The organism is Nitrosomonas mobilis (assembly GCF_900103035.1).
In the GTDB taxonomy this organism is placed as follows: Bacteria; Pseudomonadota; Gammaproteobacteria; order Burkholderiales; family Nitrosomonadaceae; genus Nitrosomonas; species Nitrosomonas mobilis.
Map to the genome: position 1 here is coordinate 31,514 of NZ_FMWO01000071.1, position 18,116 is coordinate 49,629.

The window sequence follows — 18,116 nt, forward strand, 5'->3', positions numbered from 1 at the left end:
AATGAAGCTTGCATCAATCAGATTGAATCGAGCTGGAAGTGCTGCAATCCTTCCTGCCTGGCGCTCTCGTCTGGTGTTGAGAGTGCTGATGTTTGGCTTGGTCATATTGGCTAGCCGTGCAGTCTATTTGCAGGAATTTAATAAAGATTTTTTACAGCAACAAGGCGAGTTGCGTTATAGCCGAATAGTTGAGCAAAGCGTGCCACGCGGCAGCATCAAGGATCGGCATGGTGAAATCCTTGCCATCAGCGCGCCGGTCAAATCCATCTGGGTTGACCCGCAGCAGATCGACATGACTCAGCAGGCGCAACTCAGAATCCTGTCCGAGCAGCTTGGTATGCCTTGGGCTGCTGTGCAGGAGCGCGTCAACAGTAACAAAAGATTCGTTTACCTGAAAAGACGGGTATCCCCTAGCCTGGCTGCAGATATAGCGCAACTCAATATCAAGGGATTGTATTTCAAGCAGGAATATTATCGCTACTACCCAACACGCGAGCTGGCTGCGCATATCCTTGGTTTTACCGATATCGATGATAAGGGGCAAGAGGGGATGGAGCTTGCCTGGCAGGATAGCCTGGCCAGTGAATATGGCAAGCGGCGTATCATCCAGGATCGGCTTGGGCGTGTTGTCGATAATGTCGAGCGCATAAACTCTCCGAAACCTGGCCAGGATCTGATATTGTCGATCGATAACAAAATACAGTATCTCGCCTACCGGGAACTGGCGCGTGCAGTTAAGGCGCACCGTGCTCTTGCCGGTAGTATCGTTGCACTCGATACGCGGACAGGCGAAGTGCTGGCAATGGCCAATTACCCGGCATTCAATCCTAATCAACGAGCCAATATCAATAAGGACGCTATACGTAATCGGGTGCTGGTGGATGAGTTTGAGCCAGGCTCCACCTTGAAACCCTTCACGGTTGCTGTCGCGCTGGAAACCGGCCGTGTCAAACCTGATACGCTCCTGGAAACTTCCGCAGGGATGATGAAAATTGGTAAAGCGCTGATCCGTGATGTGCACAGCAAGGGAAATTTGACGGTCTCGCAGGTTATCCAGACATCGAGTAATGTGGGTGTTGCTAAGATTGCGATGCTCTTGCCTCCACAAACATTATGGGAAATGCTCAATCGAGCTGGTTTTGGTGGCGAGACTGGTTTGGGATTTCCGGGCGAGATTAGCGGCAAGTTGCGAGATTATCGTAGCTGGCGGCCAATTGAGCAGGCAACGATGTCGTACGGCCATGGCATATCAATCAATCTTATGCAGTTGGCGCGTGCTTATACCCTATTTGCAACTGGCGGAGAGCTGAAACCAGTTACGCTACTAAAACGCGATCAACCGGTGGTCGGCCAGAGAGTCATTTCTCGCGAAACTGCAAGTGCAATCAATGCCATGCTGGAGCTGGCAGTAGAGCCAGATGGAACCGGATCGCGCGCGCGCGTCAATGGTTATCGTGTGGCTGGCAAAACCGGAACTGCTCACAAGCGACTGGATAATCAGAAAGGTTATGCTGCAAACCGCTACCTCTCCTCTTTTGTTGGGTACGCTCCTGCTTCTGATCCACGTGTTGTCATCGCCGTCATGATTGATGAGCCTGGTGCCGGGGAGCACTTTGGTGGCAGTGTTGCCGCGCCGGTATTCAGCCGGGTAATGGAAGGAACTCTGAGAATACTGGATATGCCTTTTGATAAGCCATGGCCAAACCTGGTTATTTCTCCTTCTTTTTCCATTAGGAAGCAAGAGGGGTAATGGCCACCCTAAGTCATAAAAACTCGAAAGATTTTGTGGTTCATTCACTGGATGAACTTGGTCTGAAAATACGCCGACTGGTCACTGATAGCCGGGAATTGCAGCCCGGGGATACTTTTATTGCGTATGTAGGTGAGAATTTTGACGCCCGTCAGCATATTCCTGAAGCCGTTGCCAAAGGCGTTAACGCGATTATCTGGGAAAAAAAAGGATTTACCTGGAATCCGCAGTGGCAATTGCCCAATCTCGCAGTCAGCCACTTGCGGCAGAAAGTGGGGCTGATCGCGAGCCATCTGCATGATTACCCCTCGCGCCAGCTATGGCTGGTGGGTATTACCGGCACCAATGGCAAAACTTCATGTAGTCACTGGTTTGCTCAGGCTATGACGGCACTGGGCAAAAAAACTGCCGTGATCGGTACGCTTGGTCATGGATTTGCCAATACACTCTCAAGTACGGCGCATACCACGCCGGATGCCGCGCAGTTGCAGCAGCTGCTGGCTGAATTCGTTCGGCAACAAGCAAAATCGGTCGCGATGGAGGTTTCGTCGCACGGACTCGATCAGGGCAGATTGACCGGCGCGGAATTCTCGGTTGCGGTATTGACCAATTTATCCCACGATCACCTGGATTATCACGGCACCATGGATTCGTATGCTGCAACTAAGGCAAAGCTGTTTTTCTGGCCAGGGCTGAAATCTGCGGTGCTGAATCTGGATGAGGTGCTGGGCGTGGAATTGTCGCGCCAGCTGGAAAGCAAGGCGATACAGGTCATAGGCTACGGTTTCCGGTTGCCGCGCGAAGGCAGCTGGGTGACCAGAAACCAGCAGGTGCTGTTTGGCAGTAATATCCAGCTGAAAATGGATCGTCTCCGTTTCGATGTGGATTTTCGTGGACAGCGGGTTACTCTTCAATTCAAGATTGCCGGACGTTTCAATGCATACAATCTGCTCGCGGTGCTTGCCACCTTGCTTGCCAGTGGAGTCGGGTTTGATGATGCGGTACTGGCTTTGCAGCAGGTTCGTCCGATTCCGGGACGTATGGAGTTGCTCGGTGGGGGAGAGCAGCCTGTCGTTATCGTTGACTATGCGCATACTCCGGATGCGCTCAGTGAAGTGCTGATTGGATTACGTGAAACGACGGCAGGTAGTAAACAAAAAATCGCTGATAAAGATAAGGGAAAGTTGATTTGCGTCATCGGATGCGGTGGTGATCGTGATCGCGGAAAACGTCCATTGATTGGTGAAATTGCCGCCAGATTGGCAGATGAGGTGATTTTTACCAGCGACAATCCTCGGAGTGAAAATCCCGGGAAAATAATCAATGAAATATTGGATGGTGTCGAGGGGAAACAAAAGGATCATTGCCGGGTAGAGATCGATCGCAGCGCAGCGATTTATCGTGCGATTCACCAGGCACGCCGAAAGGATGTGGTGCTGATTGCCGGTAAAGGCGCTGAAACCCATCAGGAAAGGGAGGGCAGGAAATACCCTCATGATGACCGCAAGATTGTCAGGCAGGTGCTGCGCGACCTTGCTCGGCAAAAAATGCAGGAAACAGAGCAATGAACGGCAATACGCCTGCTCCGGTGATGATGAACGTGCAGCAAGCTGCCAGGATACTGGAAGCAGAGTGGTCCGGCGGCAATCCATTTTTTAACACAGTGAGTACCGATAGCCGCACGTTACGCGCAGGCAGCCTTTTCGTGGCCTTGTCGGGAGAGCGCTTCGACGGACATCGGTTCATCCCTGATGCCATCGATAAAGGTGCGGTAGCTGCGATGGTCGCAGATGAAGCAATCGAGCCACTAAAAAACCTCGTTATGTCTGATTTTGCCTTGCTGCGAGTCAAGGACCCACGGTTGGCTCTGGGGCAGCTTGCGGCAGTATGGCGCAAACGCTTTGATCCGCCATTGGTGGCAGTGACTGGTAGTAACGGCAAGACTACCGTTAAGGAAATGCTAGCAGCCATCCTGCGCCAGCATGCTGGCTGTGATCGGGTGCTGGCAACCTCCGGCAATTTCAATAACGATATTGGAGTTCCGCTCACGTTGCTGCAGATCAACCCTAGCCACCATTATGCTGTCATCGAAATGGGGATGAATCATAGTGGTGAAATTGCCTATCTATCCGGTCTGGCCTCACCCACAGTCGCTGTCATTACGAATGCGGGGTCGGCGCATATTGCCCATTTTGGCAAGACGGATGCAATTGCCGCTGCCAAAGGTGAAATTTTTGAAGGACTGAGCGAATCCGGTATTGCAGTCATCAATGCAGATGACCGTTTTGCTCCACTATGGCGGCAGCTGGCAGGCAAACGGCGGATTGTGGATTTTGGCCTGATAAATGCTGCCAGCGTCAGCGCACGGCGTCTGCAGGATACGATGGAGAATGGTTGGTTGCTGACTCTGCCAGAGGATCAAATCGAATTGATGTTGCAGGTACCTGGGCAGCACAATGTCTACAATGCACTGGCTGCTGCTGCTGCTGCCTATGCCGCTGGTATTGGCTTGCCTGCGATTGCTGCCGGACTAGGTTCGTATACAGGTACGCATGGAAGGCTACAAATTACGGCCGGCCTGCATCACTCAGTTCTAATAGACGATACCTACAATGCCAACCCAGAATCCATGCAGGCAGCGCTGGCTGTGCTATGCGACACTAATGGTAAAAAAATGCTGGTGATGGGTGATATGGGCGAACTCGGCGTAGCAGCAGCAGAGTACCACCGGCAAATTGGCCAATTGGCGCGCGCAGCGAAAGTGGACACTTTGTTGGCGCTGGGGGAACTGAGTGTACATGCTGTCGAGGCGTTTGGTCATGGGGGACAGCATTTTGTGAATGTGGATGAGTTGATGGCTTATTTGACCGATCTGCTCGATACCGATGTAACCGTGCTGGTCAAAGGTTCACGTTCCATGCGCATGGAACGTGTCATTGAAAAGCTGACCGTAGCAGAAAAAATGACTGACAGGAATCGTTCCGCATGACTGGGATAAACGTTAACTTATTCGGGGGTCTCGTATGCTGCTAGCGTTATCCCAGTGGATTGCGGAAGATATCCGGGCTTTCAATGTATTTGGTTATATTACATTGCGTACTATGCTGGCGGCACTGACTGCACTGATTATTTCATTTCTGATTGGCCCGTATATGATTCGAAGTTTGACCATGCGCAAGATTGGTCAATCGGTACGTGATGATGGACCGGAATCACACCTTATCAAAGCAGGCACACCTACCATGGGTGGTGCTCTTATTCTGATTGCGGTACTGGTGACGACACTTTTATGGGCGGATCTGAGCAACCGCTATGTCTGGGTGGTGTTGTTGACAACACTGGGTTTTGGCGTGATTGGCTGGGTGGACGATTATCGCAAGGTGATTTTGCGTAATTCCAAGGGGCTGTCCGCAGCATCCAAGCTTGCTTGGCAATCGGTTATTGCACTTATCGTCGCGGGCTATTTGGTCTCGGCAGCCGAACTGCCGCAACATACGGAGTTGATTGTGCCGTTTTTCAAAGAAGTGGCTGTTCCGTTGGGAATATTCTCTTTTATTCTGCTGACTTATCTGGTGATTGTCGGTAGCAGCAATGCCGTCAACTTGACCGATGGTCTCGATGGGTTGGCTATCATGCCAACCGTCATGGTGAGCGGAGCGCTGGCCATTTTTGCTTATCTAGCGGGACATGCCATTTTTGCAAAATATCTTGGTATTCCGCATATCCCGAATGCAGGTGAGCTGTCAGTATTCTGCGGTGCGCTGGCTGGCGCAGGTTTGGCTTTTCTCTGGTTTAACACCTATCCGGCAGAAGTATTCATGGGGGATGTGGGGGCGTTGGCGCTAGGGGCCGCATTGGGTGTGGTAGCTGTCATTGTACGCCAGGAAATCGTACTAGCCATCATGGGAGGTGTCTTTGTGATGGAAGCGCTATCGGTCATGCTCCAGGTGGCATTATACAAACTTACAAACAGACGTGTTTTTCGTATGGCACCGCTGCATCATCATTATGAGCTGAAAGGCTGGAAAGAAAATCAGGTGGTGGTGCGATTTTGGATCATTACCATCATTCTGGTTCTGGTTGGGTTATCCACACTAAAATTGAGATGAATTATCACGGTAAAAAAATATTGATTCTGGGTATGGGTAATACCGGTTTGTCGGTCGCAAAGTGGTTGTCCCGTACTGGTGCAATATTGTCTGCTGCCGATACCCGGCCATCACCTCCAAATCTGGCACTGTTTCACCAGAGTATGTCTGCGGAGAATGTTTTTTGTGGACCATTTCAGGCTGGTATGTTTCTAGAGATAGACCTTATGGTTATCAGTCCAGGCATACCGCTTGGTGATCCAATGGTAGCCGCTGCCGTGCAACGTAATATTCCAGTGGTGGGCGACATTGAATTATTCGCACTCGCGCTGAGGGAATATGACCAAGGCCATGCAAAAATAATCACTATTACCGGCTCGAATGGAAAATCCACCGTGACCACGATGGTGGGCATGATGGCTGAGAGTGCCGGCTGGGATGTGGAAGTAGTCGGCAATATTGGGCGTACGGTGTTGGATGCATTGATGCAAAGGATGGACAGCAATCACTGGCCGCAACTATGGGTACTTGAATTGTCCAGTTTTCAGCTGGAAACCACGCGGAATTTGCAGGCAGATGCAGCTGCCGTTCTGAATCTGAGTGAAGATCATCTGGATCGATATACGGATATGTCAGCTTATATCGCTGCCAAGTCGGTCATATTTTCCGGTAGCAATTGCAAGGGAATGCAGGTAATTAACCGGGATGATCCCCTTGTTTGCGCCATGACGCAGGTGGATCGCAAACAATTCAGTTTTGGTCTGGGTGAATCAGCGACCGACGAAGAATTTGGGTTGCTGACAGACGGCGCGGATCTGTGGTTGGCGCAAGGCAATACTTGTCTGATGAAAACCAGTGAACTGGCGGTGGCTGGATTACATAATGCCGCGAATGCACTGGCGGCATTGGCGCTATGTCGTTCGGTTGCTCTCCCATTTGAGCCACTATTAAACGCTCTGCGTGTTTTCAGGGGATTGCCGCACCGCATGCAGAAAGTGGCGGATATCAATAAAATCACTTTTTTTAATGATTCCAAGAGTACCAATGTGGGCGCGACGATTGCGGCGCTGAATGGTTTGCCAACCAAGGCGGTACTGATCGCGGGAGGAGATGGCAAAGGACAGGATTTTCTGCCATTAAAGCACTCTGTTCGCGAGCATGCACGCAGCGTGATTTTACTGGGGCGCGATGCTGAAAGCATAGCTGGTTCCATTCAGGGTTGTGGTATACCGGTACACCGGGTGGCGACCATACAACAGGCAGTGCAGCTCAGTTTTCTGCTGGCGGAGCCGGGGGATTTTGTGCTGCTTTCGCCTGCTTGTGCGAGTCTTGACATGTTTAACAACTATGTGCATCGCGCCGAGGTGTTTGTCGATGCAGTCAAGGCGATTGAGAACAACTTTGTACCGCCAACCGAAGTGCAGCATTAGTCATGTTAACCTCGCCAACCACCCCCGACACGCCAAGCAAGACGAACAAATCCAGCACTGACCTAGTATTGATCTGGACGGTATTATTTTTATTGGGGTTGGGGCTGGTCATGATGTATTCCGCCTCCATTGCGATTGCTGAGGCGGAGCAGGAAACGCGTAGCGCATACTATTACCTTGAGAAGCAGGGGATTGCCATCTTATGTGGTGTATTTGTCGGGTTGATAATTTTTCATTTGCTTCCGATGGAACGCCTGAGAATTTTTTGTCCTTTGCTTCTGCTGGGTGGCTTGGCGTTGTTACTGCTGGTTTTGGTGCCAGGAGTGGGGCGGGAAATTAACGGCAGTTATCGCTGGATTCCATTAGGTGTGACAAATTTTCAGCCTTCCGAATTAATAAAACTGCTCATGGTTATTTTTACCGCAGACTACGCTGTGCGCAGGCATGCCCATCTGAATCACCTGTTCCGAGGGATCCTGCCAGTACTGGTCATCCTGATGATCCTCGCTGGTTTGCTGCTGATGCAAAAGGATTATGGCGCATTGTTTGTCATTACCCTTGTGATGGTCAGCATTCTGTTCATGAGCGGGATGAGTCTTAGATCATTTCTGATGCTGGCTGGTATGGGCGTGATACTGTTTACGCTGGCGATATGGATAGAGCCGTATCGTATGGTCAGAATCGCTACCTTCATGGATCCATGGGATGATCCTTTTAATAAAGGTTATCAACTCAGTCATGCCTTGATCGCTTTTGGTCTTGGGGAATGGTTTGGAGTAGGGTTGGGCGGTAGTGTTGAGAAACTGCATTATCTGCCGGAGGCGCATACGGATTTTATGCTCGCGGTGCTGGCCGAGGAACTTGGATTTCTGGGGGTTGCTACCGTCATGGTGTTGTTTGCCAGTCTGTTGCTGCGCGCTTTTCGTATTGGTCGTACTGCTCAGGAACTGGGGGATCATTTCGGCGCGCTGGTTGCCTATGGAATCGGCACTTGGTTTGCTTTGCAGGCATTTGTCAATATGGGGGTCAACATGGGACTCCTGCCCACCAAGGGGTTGACTTTGCCTTTCATGAGCTACGGCGGAAGCAGTATGGTTGTCTGCTGCATCACGATCGCATTGTTACTACGCATTGATTGGGAAAACCGGCAGAAGCCTTCAGGGAGAGGTATATGAGAAGGTCTGGCGGAAATAGTTTAAAGCCGAATATTGCGAGGGAAATATGGTGCGTACCATCCTGATCATGGCAGGCGGTACCGGCGGACATGTTTTTCCTGGGCTTGCGGTAGCGGCATGGTTGAGGGATCGAGACTGGCGGGTCGTCTGGCTGGGTACGCAGCACGGCATGGAAGCCACTCTGGTACCGCAACATGGTTTTCCGCTTGAAACTATTCAGTTTTCAGCTGTGAGGGGGAAAAAATTGTCTGATTATGCGCTGCTGCCCTGGCGGCTGCAGCGCGCTTGCTGGCAAAGCCTGAGCATTCTGCGACGCTTGCGCCCGGATGTAGTACTGGGGTTTGGAGGTTATCCGACGTTACCGGGCGGGATGATGTCGGCATTGCTGGGTATTCCGCTCGTTATTCATGAACAAAATGCGGTGGCAGGTCTGGCCAACAAGGTACTGGCAAAAATTGCGGACCGAATTTTGCTGGCTTTTCCGGGCACATTGCAGGGAAATAACAAAAAACTGCGGGTAACCGGAAATCCGATCCGCACTGAAATTGCCGGATTGCCATCACCGGAAGACCGCTATGGGAGACGTGCCGGGAAACTGAAACTGTTGGTGGTTGGTGGCAGTCTGGGTGCGCAAAAACTGAATACGGTAATGCCACAGGCGCTGGCCATGATCGACGAAACCCAACGTCCACAGGTTACGCATCAGGCGGGCAGAGCGCATCTTGCCGATCTCGAGAGGGCCTATGCAGAATTTGGTGTGAGCGCGCAACTGGTTGCCTTTATAGAGGATATGGCTGCGCAATATGCCGAGAATGATCTGGTCCTCTGCCGAGCGGGGGCGCTGACGATCTCGGAGCTGGCGGCAGCCGGGGTTGCCAGCATTCTGGTTCCCTATCCTTATGCGGTAGATGATCACCAGACCAGCAATGCTCGCTTTCTGAGCGATGCGAAAGCTGCAGTACTCTGGCCGCAGAATGAATTGACACCATCTTTGCTGGCAGAGTGGCTGCGTCAGTGTTCGCGTGAATCCCTGCAGACCATGGCTGTAAAAGCACGTCAGCTTGCTCGGCTGGATGCGACCACCCGGGTGGCCGATTCATGTGAAGAAATACTGGAGCCTGCTAGATGAAACATAAAATCAATCATATCCATTTCGTCGGTATCGGTGGGTCCGGTATGGGTGGGATAGCAGAAGTGCTCATCAATCAGGGTTATCAGGTCAGCGGATCAGATTTGTCGGAAAATTCCGTTACTAGTCGCTTGCATCAGCTGGGCGCGGTCATTCAACGCCAGCATGCTCCGGAAAATATTGGGACGGCGGATGTGGTTGTTTACTCATCTGCCATCAAAACCGACAATCCGGAGATTGTGGCGGCGCGTGCACAGCATATTCCAGTCGTGCCACGCGCAATGATGCTCGCCGAGTTGTTGCGACTGCGGCGTGGCATTGCGGTTGCGGGTACGCATGGCAAAACTACCACCACCAGCCTGATTGCAAGCATTCTTGCCGAAGCTAATATGGACCCAACGTTTGTCATTGGTGGCAGACTCAAGACGTTGGGTGGCCACGCCAAAATGGGCAGCGGGGAATTCATCGTGGTCGAGGCGGATGAATCTGATGCTTCCTTCCTGTATCTGCAACCGGTCCTGACCGTCGTGACCAATATTGATGCTGATCACATGAGTACCTATGGTCACGATTTCAACCGGCTCAAACAGACTTTTGTCGAATTTATCGAGCATCTGCCATTTTATGGCATGGCCATGCTGTGCATCGATGATGCGCATGTGCGTGAAATCATTCCAATGATCACTAAGCCGGTGACAACCTATGGATTGACGAACGAGGCACAGGTATATGCCACAGAAATATGTCCCGATCACGGCAAAATGCATTTCGTGGCGCATCTCGGTGTCAATGGCTCCGCACGTCGACTGCCGGTAACGCTCAATCTGCCAGGTTTGCATAACGTGCAGAATGCGCTGGCGGCAATTGCGATTGCTAACGAATTGAACATAAGCGATTCCGCCATTACCGCTGCACTTGCCAAATTTGGTGGCGTGGAGCGGCGTTTTCAACATTATGGAGAAATCGATCTGCCGAGCGGTGGCGTTTTTTCGCTGATCGACGACTACGGCCATCACCCTGCGGAAATCATGGCAACCTTGGCTGCCGCTAGAGGCGCTTTTCCTGGACGCAGGTTGTTGCTTGCCTTTCAGCCGCATCGATTCAGTCGTACCCGTGATTTGTTCGAGGATTTCGTCAAGGCGTTGTCGCAGGCGGATGGGTTGCTGCTCACTGAGATTTATGCTGCCGGGGAGGAGCCGATTATTGCTGCGGACAGTAAATCGCTGGCACGCGCGATTCGCGTGCATGGCAGGCTAGAGCCGATTTATGTCGAGCAGGTAGAGGAATTGCCTGAAGCGATCGAGACCATTGCCCGGGATGGGGATGTGGTAGTGATTATGGGCGCGGGCGCGATTGGCAGACTGGCTGCGGAGATTGCGCAGCCAGTCAGAAAAATAGCAGTGATAGGCACTTGATCATGTTGGCGCTGAATTATGACAATTATCGTCGATTACCCGAAATGAGAATGGTAAAGGCAGGAAAAATTGTGCAATCAAGTCTGCGTGGAAAATGGTTGCGTGATGAACCGATGAGTAGGCATGTTTCCTGGCGTGCGGGCGGGCATGCGGCCAATTTTTATGTGCCGGCAGATATTGATGATCTTGCAGCTTTTTTGGCGGTCTGGCCAGAAAATGAGCCGGTTTATATGGTTGGGCTCGGCAGTAATCTGCTGGTCAGGGATGGCGGCGTGACAGGGGTGGTCATCATGTTACATGCGCGGCTTAATGACCTGGTATTGATTGAACGCGATACACAGGGTGGCCTGATTTATGCCGGAGCAGGCGTGGCCTGTGCCAAACTGGCGCGATTTGCCGCTGCACAGAATCTGGCTGGCGCGGAATTTCTGGCGGGTATTCCCGGCACGGTGGGCGGCGCGCTGGCAATGAATGCTGGTTGCTACGGCAGCCAGACATGGGAACAGGTTGAACGTGTCAACACTATCGATCGCACCGGCGCTTTGCGGGAACGGCAGCCAGATGAATATGAGATTGGTTACCGGCAGGTTGTGTTACGTGGGAATGCTCCCGTCAGCGATACTGAAACGTGGTTTACGGGCGGCTGGTTCCGTCTCAATGCCGGTAATCAGGAGACCTCACGCCAGGGAATCAAGTCATTGCTGGCAACGCGTATCAAAAGTCAGCCTCTGAATTATCCCAATGCGGGTTCGGTATTCCGCAATCCTCCCGGAGATCATGCCGCGCGCCTGATCGAAGAATGTGGATTGAAAGGTTGGCGCATCGGTGATGCCATGGTATCCCCCAAACATGTAAATTTCATTGTTAATTGTGGTCAGGCATCCGCCAGCGACATCGAAGCGGTGATTGAATCGGTAAAAGAGACGGTTCTGGTCAGAATGGGGGTTGTACTCATCCCGGAGGTTCACATTATCGGAGAGGAGCGAAAAGCATGACTGCCAGTGAGTTCGGCAAGGTTGCGGTGTTGCTCGGGGGGCGCTCTGCAGAGCGGAAAATTTCATTGGAAAGTGGTGTGGCTGTGCTCGCTGCCTTACTCAGGTGCGGGATCGATGCGCATGCGTTCGATCCAGTCGGACAGCCGCTGGACAATCTGCTGCGGGATGGTTTTGACCGGGTTTTCATCGCACTACATGGCCGGTATGGTGAGGATGGTTCAGTACAAGGTGCGCTGGAATTGATGGGAATGCCCTATACGGGTAGCGGTATACTTGCCAGCGCTTTGGCGATGGATAAATGGCGCACCAAAATGATCTGGCAGGCGGCTGGAATTGATACGCCGCGATATCTCATGCTGGGTGCTGACAGCTGCTTTGACAAAGTAGCTGAAATACTGGGTTTGCCGATGATCATCAAGCCGGCTCGTGAAGGCTCTACCATTGGCTTGAGTAAAGTGGCCAGTCAGCAGGAGTTTCAGGCAGGTTATGCACTGGCTGTCAGCTGCGATGAATTGGTGATGGCTGAACAGTTTATCGATGGAGTCGAATTGACCGCTACTATTCTGGATGATGAACCGTTACCGCTCGTGCGCATTGATGTTGCGGACACGCTTTATGACTATCACGCCAAGTACTGTTCGGACAAAACTCGCTATACCTGCCCAAGTGGGTTATCAAATGAGCTAACCAGACAGATTCAGTCGATTGCCCTGCGTGCGCACCGGGTCCTGGGATGTTCCGGCTGGAGCAGGGTGGATGTGATGCTGGATAAGAGTGAGCGCCCTTTTTTGCTGGAAACCAATACTTCACCGGGCATGACCGATCACAGTCTGGTGCCCATGGCAGCAAAGGCAGCAAATATTTCATTTGATGAGCTCGTTGTTAAAATACTCAGGCTGGTCGAACAGCGCAGGGAATAAAAGTATCATGTGGAACGATCATCAGACTCTGAATTTATTGGCCAACACGCTATTAACAGGTGTTCTGTTAATAGCGGTTTATGCAATTGGCGTTAGAGTGCTAGCATTGCCATTTTTTTCACTCAGGGAGATTCGTATCGAGAGCGTGGATCATTTGCGTGTTAAACAGGCAACACCGCTTAATGTTTCACGCGATCAGCTGGAGCGGGTTATTAAAAACTCCATAAACGGAAATTTCATGACAATTGATCTGCTGTCTTTGCAGACGGCATTAACTGAGTTGCCATGGATCCGGTCAATTACCATTTCACGCCAGTGGCCGCCTGCCCTGCATATTCTGCTCGAGGAACATGTTCCGCTGGCATACTGGGGAAATGCTGCGTTAGTCAATACGCATGGAGAAATATTTTATGCGAGTTTTCAGGAAAATTCTATGCCAGTGTTTATTGCAGCCGATTATGACAGCAGCTCGTTGATCTCCCGAAACTACAAGATTTTCAGGAAAATGTTGCAACCAGTTGGACAAAACGTGGCGGAAGTGGTGTTGACACCCAGGCATTCGTGGCATATCCGTCTGGATACGGGTGTCTGGCTGAAACTGGGACGCAAAGAGATCCAATCACGCTTCCAGCGCTACATTTCCGTTATGCATCAACATACACACAATTTTGATCAGGAGAGCCCGCTATCCTATGTGGATTTGCGCTATCCCGACGGATTAGCTATCGGCAAACAGTCTGGTTCAGCCAGCCCTGACCCGGCGGCATTTATTTGGCCAGATAGGGAAATGACAAGTCAGGGAGGATTTTAAAAAATGAATAAAGCCGGGGAAACAAGGCAGATGGTCGTCGGTCTCGATATCGGAACGTCCAAAATTGTAGCAATCGTTGCTGAGTTGACGCCTGAGGGGGGATTCGAGGTCATCGGATTGGGGAGTCATTCCTCACGCGGCCTTAAGAAAGGGGTGGTTGTGAATATCGAAACCACGGTGAATGCAATCCGGCGAGCGCTCGAAGAAGTCGAGCTCATGGCAGGGTGTCGCATCAGCGAAGTATATGCCGGCATTGCGGGCAACCATATCAGAAGCTTCAATTCGCATGGCATGGTTGCGATTAAGGATCGCGAGGTGACGCAGGCAGATGTCGAAAAGGTCATGGAGACCGCAAAAGCAGTCAATATTCCCGCTGACCAGCAGATCTTACATATTCTTAATCAGGAGTATATCGTTGACGGCCAGGAAGATGTTCGTGAGCCAGTGGGCATGAGTGGCATCCGCCTGGAAGTCAAGGTACATATTGTTACCGGCGCAGTTTCTGCCGCGCAGAATATCGCCAAATGCATACATCGTTGTGATATCGGTGTTCGGGATCTGGTATTACAACCGTTGGCATCCGCAAAAGCAGTCTTGTCTGAAGATGAGAAGGACCTGGGGGTATGTCTGGTCGATATTGGAGGCGGCACGACAGATATCGCGGTATTCACCGATGGCGCGATCCGCCATACTGCTGTCATTCCGGTCGCTGGCGACCAAATCACCAACGATATTGCGATGGCACTGCGCACGCCTACCAAGAATGCAGAAGATATCAAGTGTCGTTACGGCAGTGCATTGCGTGCATTGGCAGATATCCATGAAATGCTGGAAGTGCCGGATGTGGGCAATCGTGGCACACGCGCACTTTCCAGACAAACCTTGACTGAAGTAATCGAGCCGCGGGTAGAAGAGCTTTATCTCCTGATCCAGGCAGAGCTACGCAGAAGCGGGTTTGAGCAGCTACTTTCTTCCGGAATCGTGATTACCGGTGGTAGCAGTTCGATGCAAGGCATGGTCGAGTTGGGTGAGGAAATTTTCCACATGCCGGTACGTTTGGGGTTACCCATATATAAAGGGAATCTTGAAGAAGTTATTCAAACGCCAAGGTATTCAACTGCAATTGGCTTGGTGATGGTAGGTGCGGAGGAGCATCTTCATCATCATAAAACCAAGTTGAAAAATAGTTCAGCGAAACAGGTGCTGGCAAGAATGAAAGGATGGTTTCAGGAAAATTTTTAATGAAGATATAGATGTGTGTTGCCAGTTAGTTGTCTGTCTTAAACTTTGATCAAAAAAGGAGTAATGCCATGTTTGAAATTACTAATGCCGAGTCTCAGGAAGCCATTATTAAGGTAATTGGTGTGGGGGGGTGTGGTGGAAATGCAGTCGATCACATGATTCGCAACGAAACGAAAGGTGTCGAATTTATTTGCTTGAATACCGATGCGCAAGCGCTGAAAGGTAATCAGGCGCCAACTTTATTACAGCTTGGTGCCAATGTCACCCGTGGGTTGGGTGCAGGTGCCAATCCGGATGTCGGTAAGGAAGCTGCGCTGGAAGACCGCGATCGCATTGCCGAAATGATTCAGGGTGCGGATATGTTGTTTATTACTGCAGGCATGGGTGGAGGTACTGGCACGGGGGCGGCGCCGATTGTAGCGCAGATTGCCAAGGATATGGGTATTTTGACAGTTGCCGTGGTTAGCAAGCCCTTCTCGTTTGAGGGTAAACGCCTGAAAGCCGCACAACTGGGAATGGAATCACTGGCTCAGTATGTCGATTCCCTGATTGTTATTCCCAATGACAAGCTGATGAATGTGCTTGGAAACGATATCAGCATGCTGGATGCTTTCAGAGCGGCGAATGATGTACTTTATGGTGCCGTTGCAGGTATTGCCGAAGTAATCAATTGCCCAGGGCACGTTAACGTAGATTTTGCGGACGTTAAAACGGTCATGTCAGAAATGGGCATGGCCATGATGGGTTCTGCAGTTGCCAGCGGGGTCGATCGTGCGCGCATGGCAGCCGAACAGGCAGTTGCCAGCCCATTGCTCGAGGATATCGCACTGACTGGCGCACGGGGTGTATTGGTAAACATTACTGCCAGCTCAACGATGAAAATGCGTGAGGTACAGGAAGTGATGGATACCATCAAGAAACTGACTGCTGAAGACGCAACCGTCATTGTTGGCACGGTTATCGATGAAGATATGGGAGAAAGCTTGCGGGTGACTCTGGTTGCAACCGGCTTGGGTAGCGTGTCGCAACAAGCACAAAGACCGTTGAAAGTCATTAATACTCGTACCGGTACTGACGATCAGGATATGTCGCACAATATAGATGAGCCCGCCGTGATGCGCACGGGCAGAAGAGGTAATGCTGTTGTGGCCGCCATGCAGCAATCAGGGATGGATCCAATGGATATTCCGGCTTTTTTGCGCAGACAGGCCGATTAAGAATGAGTAGAAGGAAAAAGGGAACTGTACTGAATCAGTGAAATAGCTGTCGGAGACGGTCGCTATGGAAGTATTGTCCCCTGTTGCCCAACCATCGGGTAGTAAGCCAGGCGCAGAAACTCAGCCACGCCAGACCGGCTTGCTACCCATGTCGTTCACGGCAACTTCACCATACAAACGGGCATGAATTTCGCGCAGAGTCTGAAATTCCTTCATGACTGCGAGGGGGAAACCGTTGCGCTCACGCCCTTTTTCGACGACCATCATCTGGTCAAGATAAAGATAAACTTCATTGTGGCGCCAGAGTAATTCGATTTTTTCCGCTATCCTTGGATAGGAATGGTCAAGGATGGATTCCTGGTCACCCAAAAAAGCTGCGAATTCTTTTATGTTGTTTTTCAGTGCCATGTTGTTGACCCATAGACAACGAGAGTTAATGAATTTTCATTAACGGCAAGTGCCAGCCAGAGTTTAGCGGTTTTTTGAATTAGCCTTTTTTAGGCTATGTCCGCATTAAACGTTGAAACTAATTTTCTCGTCCGAGAGCAGTCTGGAGTCCAGCGATTGGCGAGTTAGCCCAGATTTCCCATTAGGTTTGATTTCTAATGGAAGCCATTAGAATAAGCTGTTATAAATAAGCATATTTTGGTAAATTAAAGTTGTTTTCTAGATGTATATTTTTCATCCGGGAGGTTTTGATGGAATTTAAGCTTCGATTTACTGAAAAAGAGATTACTGCCTGGGGAGGAATGGGCTTGATGAAACAGCTGTTAGATCGCATAGGTTTTTCCAGCGCAGTTGAATCATGTGACTTACCACAGCCTGGGAGTAATCGAGGTTATGCGCCGCACCAGTTGATTCTGCAGTTCATGCTATCCATATGGTGTGGTGCCAATCGGTTTGAACATGTAGAAATCACACGCCATGATCCAGTGTAAGAAGCTGTTTGGTTTTAAGCGCATGGCCAATTTCAAGGCGATTATGCGACTTTCCAGGTGATTTGATCAAGCGACTTTGATGAGAGTTTTTAGTCGTCTATATCGTTGGTTTTTCGACAATCTGCAGGTTAATTACTTGACGCTTGATCTAGACTCAACGGTGATGACGCGTTACGGGCAGCAGGAAGGCGCGGCTCGTGGTTACAACCCACGAAAACCGGGACGTTGCTCACATCATCCACTGATGGCCTTTGTTGCAGACACACGCATGATTGCGAATCTCTGGTTGCGGCCAGGTAACAGCCATAGCGCCAATAATGTGCTTTCGTTTTTGGATGATAGCCTGGATAAGTTGGGCGATAAGCGAGTCGCATTGCTTCGAGCTGACAGCGGTTTTAGTGAACGGGCATTTCTGGATGATTTGGATCGGCGCGGCATGAATTATTTAATTGCATTACGCTTAAACCAACCCTTGCAGAGAGCATTAGTCGATGAAACAGGTTGGTGGAAATTGGATGATGGTATTGAGTTAGTTCGCTTTGATTACCAGGCACCGAGTTGGGACGAGCCACGTCGGGTCGTGGGTATTCGTCAAAAAATAGACGAACGTGCTAACGCCAAGGGCAAACAACTCTCCTTATTCGTAGATGATGCTGTTTATTCTCAGTATCGTTATAGCGTGATCGTCACCAATATAGACTTGCCTGCAGCAGAACTTTGGCGTTTATATCGTGGTCGTGCAGATTGTGAAAACCGCATCAAGGAACTGAAATATGACTTTGGCGGAGATAGCCTCAATCTCAAGAACTTCTGGGCTACCGAGGCGGCTTTGTTGACGGTTATGATGGCTTACAATTTAATGAGCCTGTTTCGTCAGGGGGTAATGAGAAGCAACACCGTTTCTGATAAGCCGGATGTTCAGCATACCCTAAAAACGCTACGCTACAAGCTCTTTGCCAAAGCAGCTTACATCACAAATGACGGGCGAAAGAAAATCATAAATATG

16 protein-coding genes are annotated in these 18,116 nt (G+C 50.6%); 15 read left to right on the forward strand and 1 reads right to left on the reverse strand.

Annotation, left to right across the window (positions count from 1 at the left end; all coding sequences use genetic code 11):
- Position 1 precedes the first annotated feature (1 nt).
- The 13 genes from NSMM_RS12065 (at position 2) to ftsZ (ending at position 16,172) form a co-directional block, all read left to right on the forward strand.
- Complete coding sequence (locus tag NSMM_RS12065; protein WP_090287770.1) at positions 2-1,750, forward strand: peptidoglycan D,D-transpeptidase FtsI family protein; 1,749 nt, start codon at positions 2-4, stop codon at positions 1,748-1,750.
- Positions 1,750-3,318 carry a UDP-N-acetylmuramoyl-L-alanyl-D-glutamate--2,6-diaminopimelate ligase gene (locus tag NSMM_RS12070; RefSeq protein WP_090287773.1) on the forward strand — a complete coding sequence of 523 codons (1,569 nt, stop codon included), beginning with the start codon at positions 1,750-1,752 and terminating at the stop codon, positions 3,316-3,318. Before NSMM_RS12065 ends, NSMM_RS12070 begins: the two co-directional genes overlap by 1 nt.
- On the forward strand, positions 3,315-4,739 hold the full coding sequence (locus NSMM_RS12075) for a UDP-N-acetylmuramoyl-tripeptide--D-alanyl-D-alanine ligase (protein ID WP_245654795.1): 1,425 nt from the start codon (positions 3,315-3,317) through the stop codon (positions 4,737-4,739). The genes NSMM_RS12070 and NSMM_RS12075 overlap by 4 nt, the downstream gene beginning before the upstream one ends.
- 34 nt (positions 4,740-4,773) lie before the next feature.
- Positions 4,774-5,859, forward strand: coding sequence for a phospho-N-acetylmuramoyl-pentapeptide-transferase (mraY, locus tag NSMM_RS12080; protein ID WP_090287775.1), 1,086 nt, complete (start codon positions 4,774-4,776; stop codon positions 5,857-5,859).
- A complete protein-coding gene (gene murD / locus NSMM_RS12085; RefSeq protein ID WP_090287777.1) occupies positions 5,856-7,268 on the forward strand; it encodes a UDP-N-acetylmuramoyl-L-alanine--D-glutamate ligase in 1,413 nt (470 codons plus the stop codon). The genes mraY and murD overlap by 4 nt, the downstream gene beginning before the upstream one ends.
- A 2-nt stretch (positions 7,269-7,270) precedes the next feature.
- Positions 7,271-8,443, forward strand: a complete 1,173-nt coding sequence (gene ftsW, locus NSMM_RS12090; protein WP_090287779.1) for a putative lipid II flippase FtsW — start codon at positions 7,271-7,273, stop codon at positions 8,441-8,443.
- 46 nt (positions 8,444-8,489) lie between these two features.
- Entirely contained in the window at positions 8,490-9,572 is a 1,083-nt protein-coding gene (murG, locus tag NSMM_RS12095) for an undecaprenyldiphospho-muramoylpentapeptide beta-N-acetylglucosaminyltransferase (protein ID WP_090287782.1), read from the forward strand.
- Entirely contained in the window at positions 9,569-10,987 is a 1,419-nt protein-coding gene (murC, locus tag NSMM_RS12100; RefSeq protein ID WP_090287784.1) for a UDP-N-acetylmuramate--L-alanine ligase, read from the forward strand. The genes murG and murC overlap by 4 nt, the downstream gene beginning before the upstream one ends.
- Before the next feature lie 44 nt (positions 10,988-11,031).
- Positions 11,032-11,982, forward strand: coding sequence for a UDP-N-acetylmuramate dehydrogenase (gene murB / locus NSMM_RS12105; protein ID WP_090287805.1), 951 nt, complete (start codon positions 11,032-11,034; stop codon positions 11,980-11,982).
- The gene (locus NSMM_RS12110; protein ID WP_090287786.1) at positions 11,979-12,902 is read left to right on the forward strand and encodes a D-alanine--D-alanine ligase; all 924 of its coding nucleotides are present in this window, start codon (positions 11,979-11,981) and stop codon (positions 12,900-12,902) included. The genes murB and NSMM_RS12110 overlap by 4 nt, the downstream gene beginning before the upstream one ends.
- 7 nt (positions 12,903-12,909) lie before the next feature.
- Positions 12,910-13,713, forward strand: a complete 804-nt coding sequence (locus tag NSMM_RS12115) for a cell division protein FtsQ/DivIB (RefSeq protein WP_090287788.1) — start codon at positions 12,910-12,912, stop codon at positions 13,711-13,713.
- Positions 13,714-13,716: 3 nt separating this feature from the next.
- Positions 13,717-14,955, forward strand: coding sequence for a cell division protein FtsA (ftsA, locus tag NSMM_RS12120; RefSeq protein WP_090287790.1), 1,239 nt, complete (start codon positions 13,717-13,719; stop codon positions 14,953-14,955).
- A 68-nt stretch (positions 14,956-15,023) separates the two neighbouring features.
- Entirely contained in the window at positions 15,024-16,172 is a 1,149-nt protein-coding gene (ftsZ, locus tag NSMM_RS12125; protein ID WP_090287791.1) for a cell division protein FtsZ, read from the forward strand.
- Positions 16,173-16,292: 120 nt separating this feature from the next.
- Here the strand turns inward: ftsZ and NSMM_RS12130 are convergent, their stop codons facing one another.
- The gene (locus NSMM_RS12130) at positions 16,293-16,580 is read right to left on the reverse strand and encodes a hypothetical protein (protein WP_090287793.1); all 288 of its coding nucleotides are present in this window, start codon (positions 16,578-16,580) and stop codon (positions 16,293-16,295) included.
- A 290-nt stretch (positions 16,581-16,870) separates the two neighbouring features.
- Here NSMM_RS12130 and NSMM_RS12135 point away from each other — a divergent pair, with 290 nt between their 5' ends.
- A complete protein-coding gene (locus NSMM_RS12135) occupies positions 16,871-17,110 on the forward strand; it encodes a hypothetical protein (protein ID WP_090287794.1) in 240 nt (79 codons plus the stop codon).
- A 79-nt stretch (positions 17,111-17,189) separates the two neighbouring features.
- A partial coding sequence (locus tag NSMM_RS12140; RefSeq protein ID WP_090287796.1) for an IS1380 family transposase occupies positions 17,190-18,116 on the forward strand: 927 nt, incomplete at its 3' end.

What these genes read in the sequence shown, in the direction of transcription:
- NSMM_RS12135 (WP_090287794.1), top strand. Translation starts at nt 16,871, where the DNA reads ATGGAATTTAAGCTTCGATTTACTGAAAAAGAGATTACTGCCTGGGGA.
- NSMM_RS12065 (WP_090287770.1), top strand. Translation starts at nt 2, where the DNA reads ATGAAGCTTGCATCAATCAGATTGAATCGAGCTGGAAGTGCTGCAATC.
- ftsA (WP_090287790.1), top strand. Translation starts at nt 13,717, where the DNA reads ATGAATAAAGCCGGGGAAACAAGGCAGATGGTCGTCGGTCTCGATATC.
- NSMM_RS12115 (WP_090287788.1), top strand. Translation starts at nt 12,910, where the DNA reads ATGTGGAACGATCATCAGACTCTGAATTTATTGGCCAACACGCTATTA.
- murC (WP_090287784.1), top strand. Translation starts at nt 9,569, where the DNA reads ATGAAACATAAAATCAATCATATCCATTTCGTCGGTATCGGTGGGTCC.
- murG (WP_090287782.1), top strand. Translation starts at nt 8,490, where the DNA reads ATGGTGCGTACCATCCTGATCATGGCAGGCGGTACCGGCGGACATGTT.
- NSMM_RS12130 (WP_090287793.1), bottom strand. Translation starts at nt 16,580, where the DNA reads ATGGCACTGAAAAACAACATAAAAGAATTCGCAGCTTTTTTGGGTGAC.
- ftsW (WP_090287779.1), top strand. Translation starts at nt 7,271, where the DNA reads ATGTTAACCTCGCCAACCACCCCCGACACGCCAAGCAAGACGAACAAA.
- murD (WP_090287777.1), top strand. Translation starts at nt 5,856, where the DNA reads ATGAATTATCACGGTAAAAAAATATTGATTCTGGGTATGGGTAATACC.
- NSMM_RS12110 (WP_090287786.1), top strand. Translation starts at nt 11,979, where the DNA reads ATGACTGCCAGTGAGTTCGGCAAGGTTGCGGTGTTGCTCGGGGGGCGC.
- ftsZ (WP_090287791.1), top strand. Translation starts at nt 15,024, where the DNA reads ATGTTTGAAATTACTAATGCCGAGTCTCAGGAAGCCATTATTAAGGTA.
- NSMM_RS12070 (WP_090287773.1), top strand. Translation starts at nt 1,750, where the DNA reads ATGGCCACCCTAAGTCATAAAAACTCGAAAGATTTTGTGGTTCATTCA.
- NSMM_RS12075 (WP_245654795.1), top strand. Translation starts at nt 3,315, where the DNA reads ATGAACGGCAATACGCCTGCTCCGGTGATGATGAACGTGCAGCAAGCT.
- mraY (WP_090287775.1), top strand. Translation starts at nt 4,774, where the DNA reads ATGCTGCTAGCGTTATCCCAGTGGATTGCGGAAGATATCCGGGCTTTC.
- murB (WP_090287805.1), top strand. Translation starts at nt 11,032, where the DNA reads ATGAGAATGGTAAAGGCAGGAAAAATTGTGCAATCAAGTCTGCGTGGA.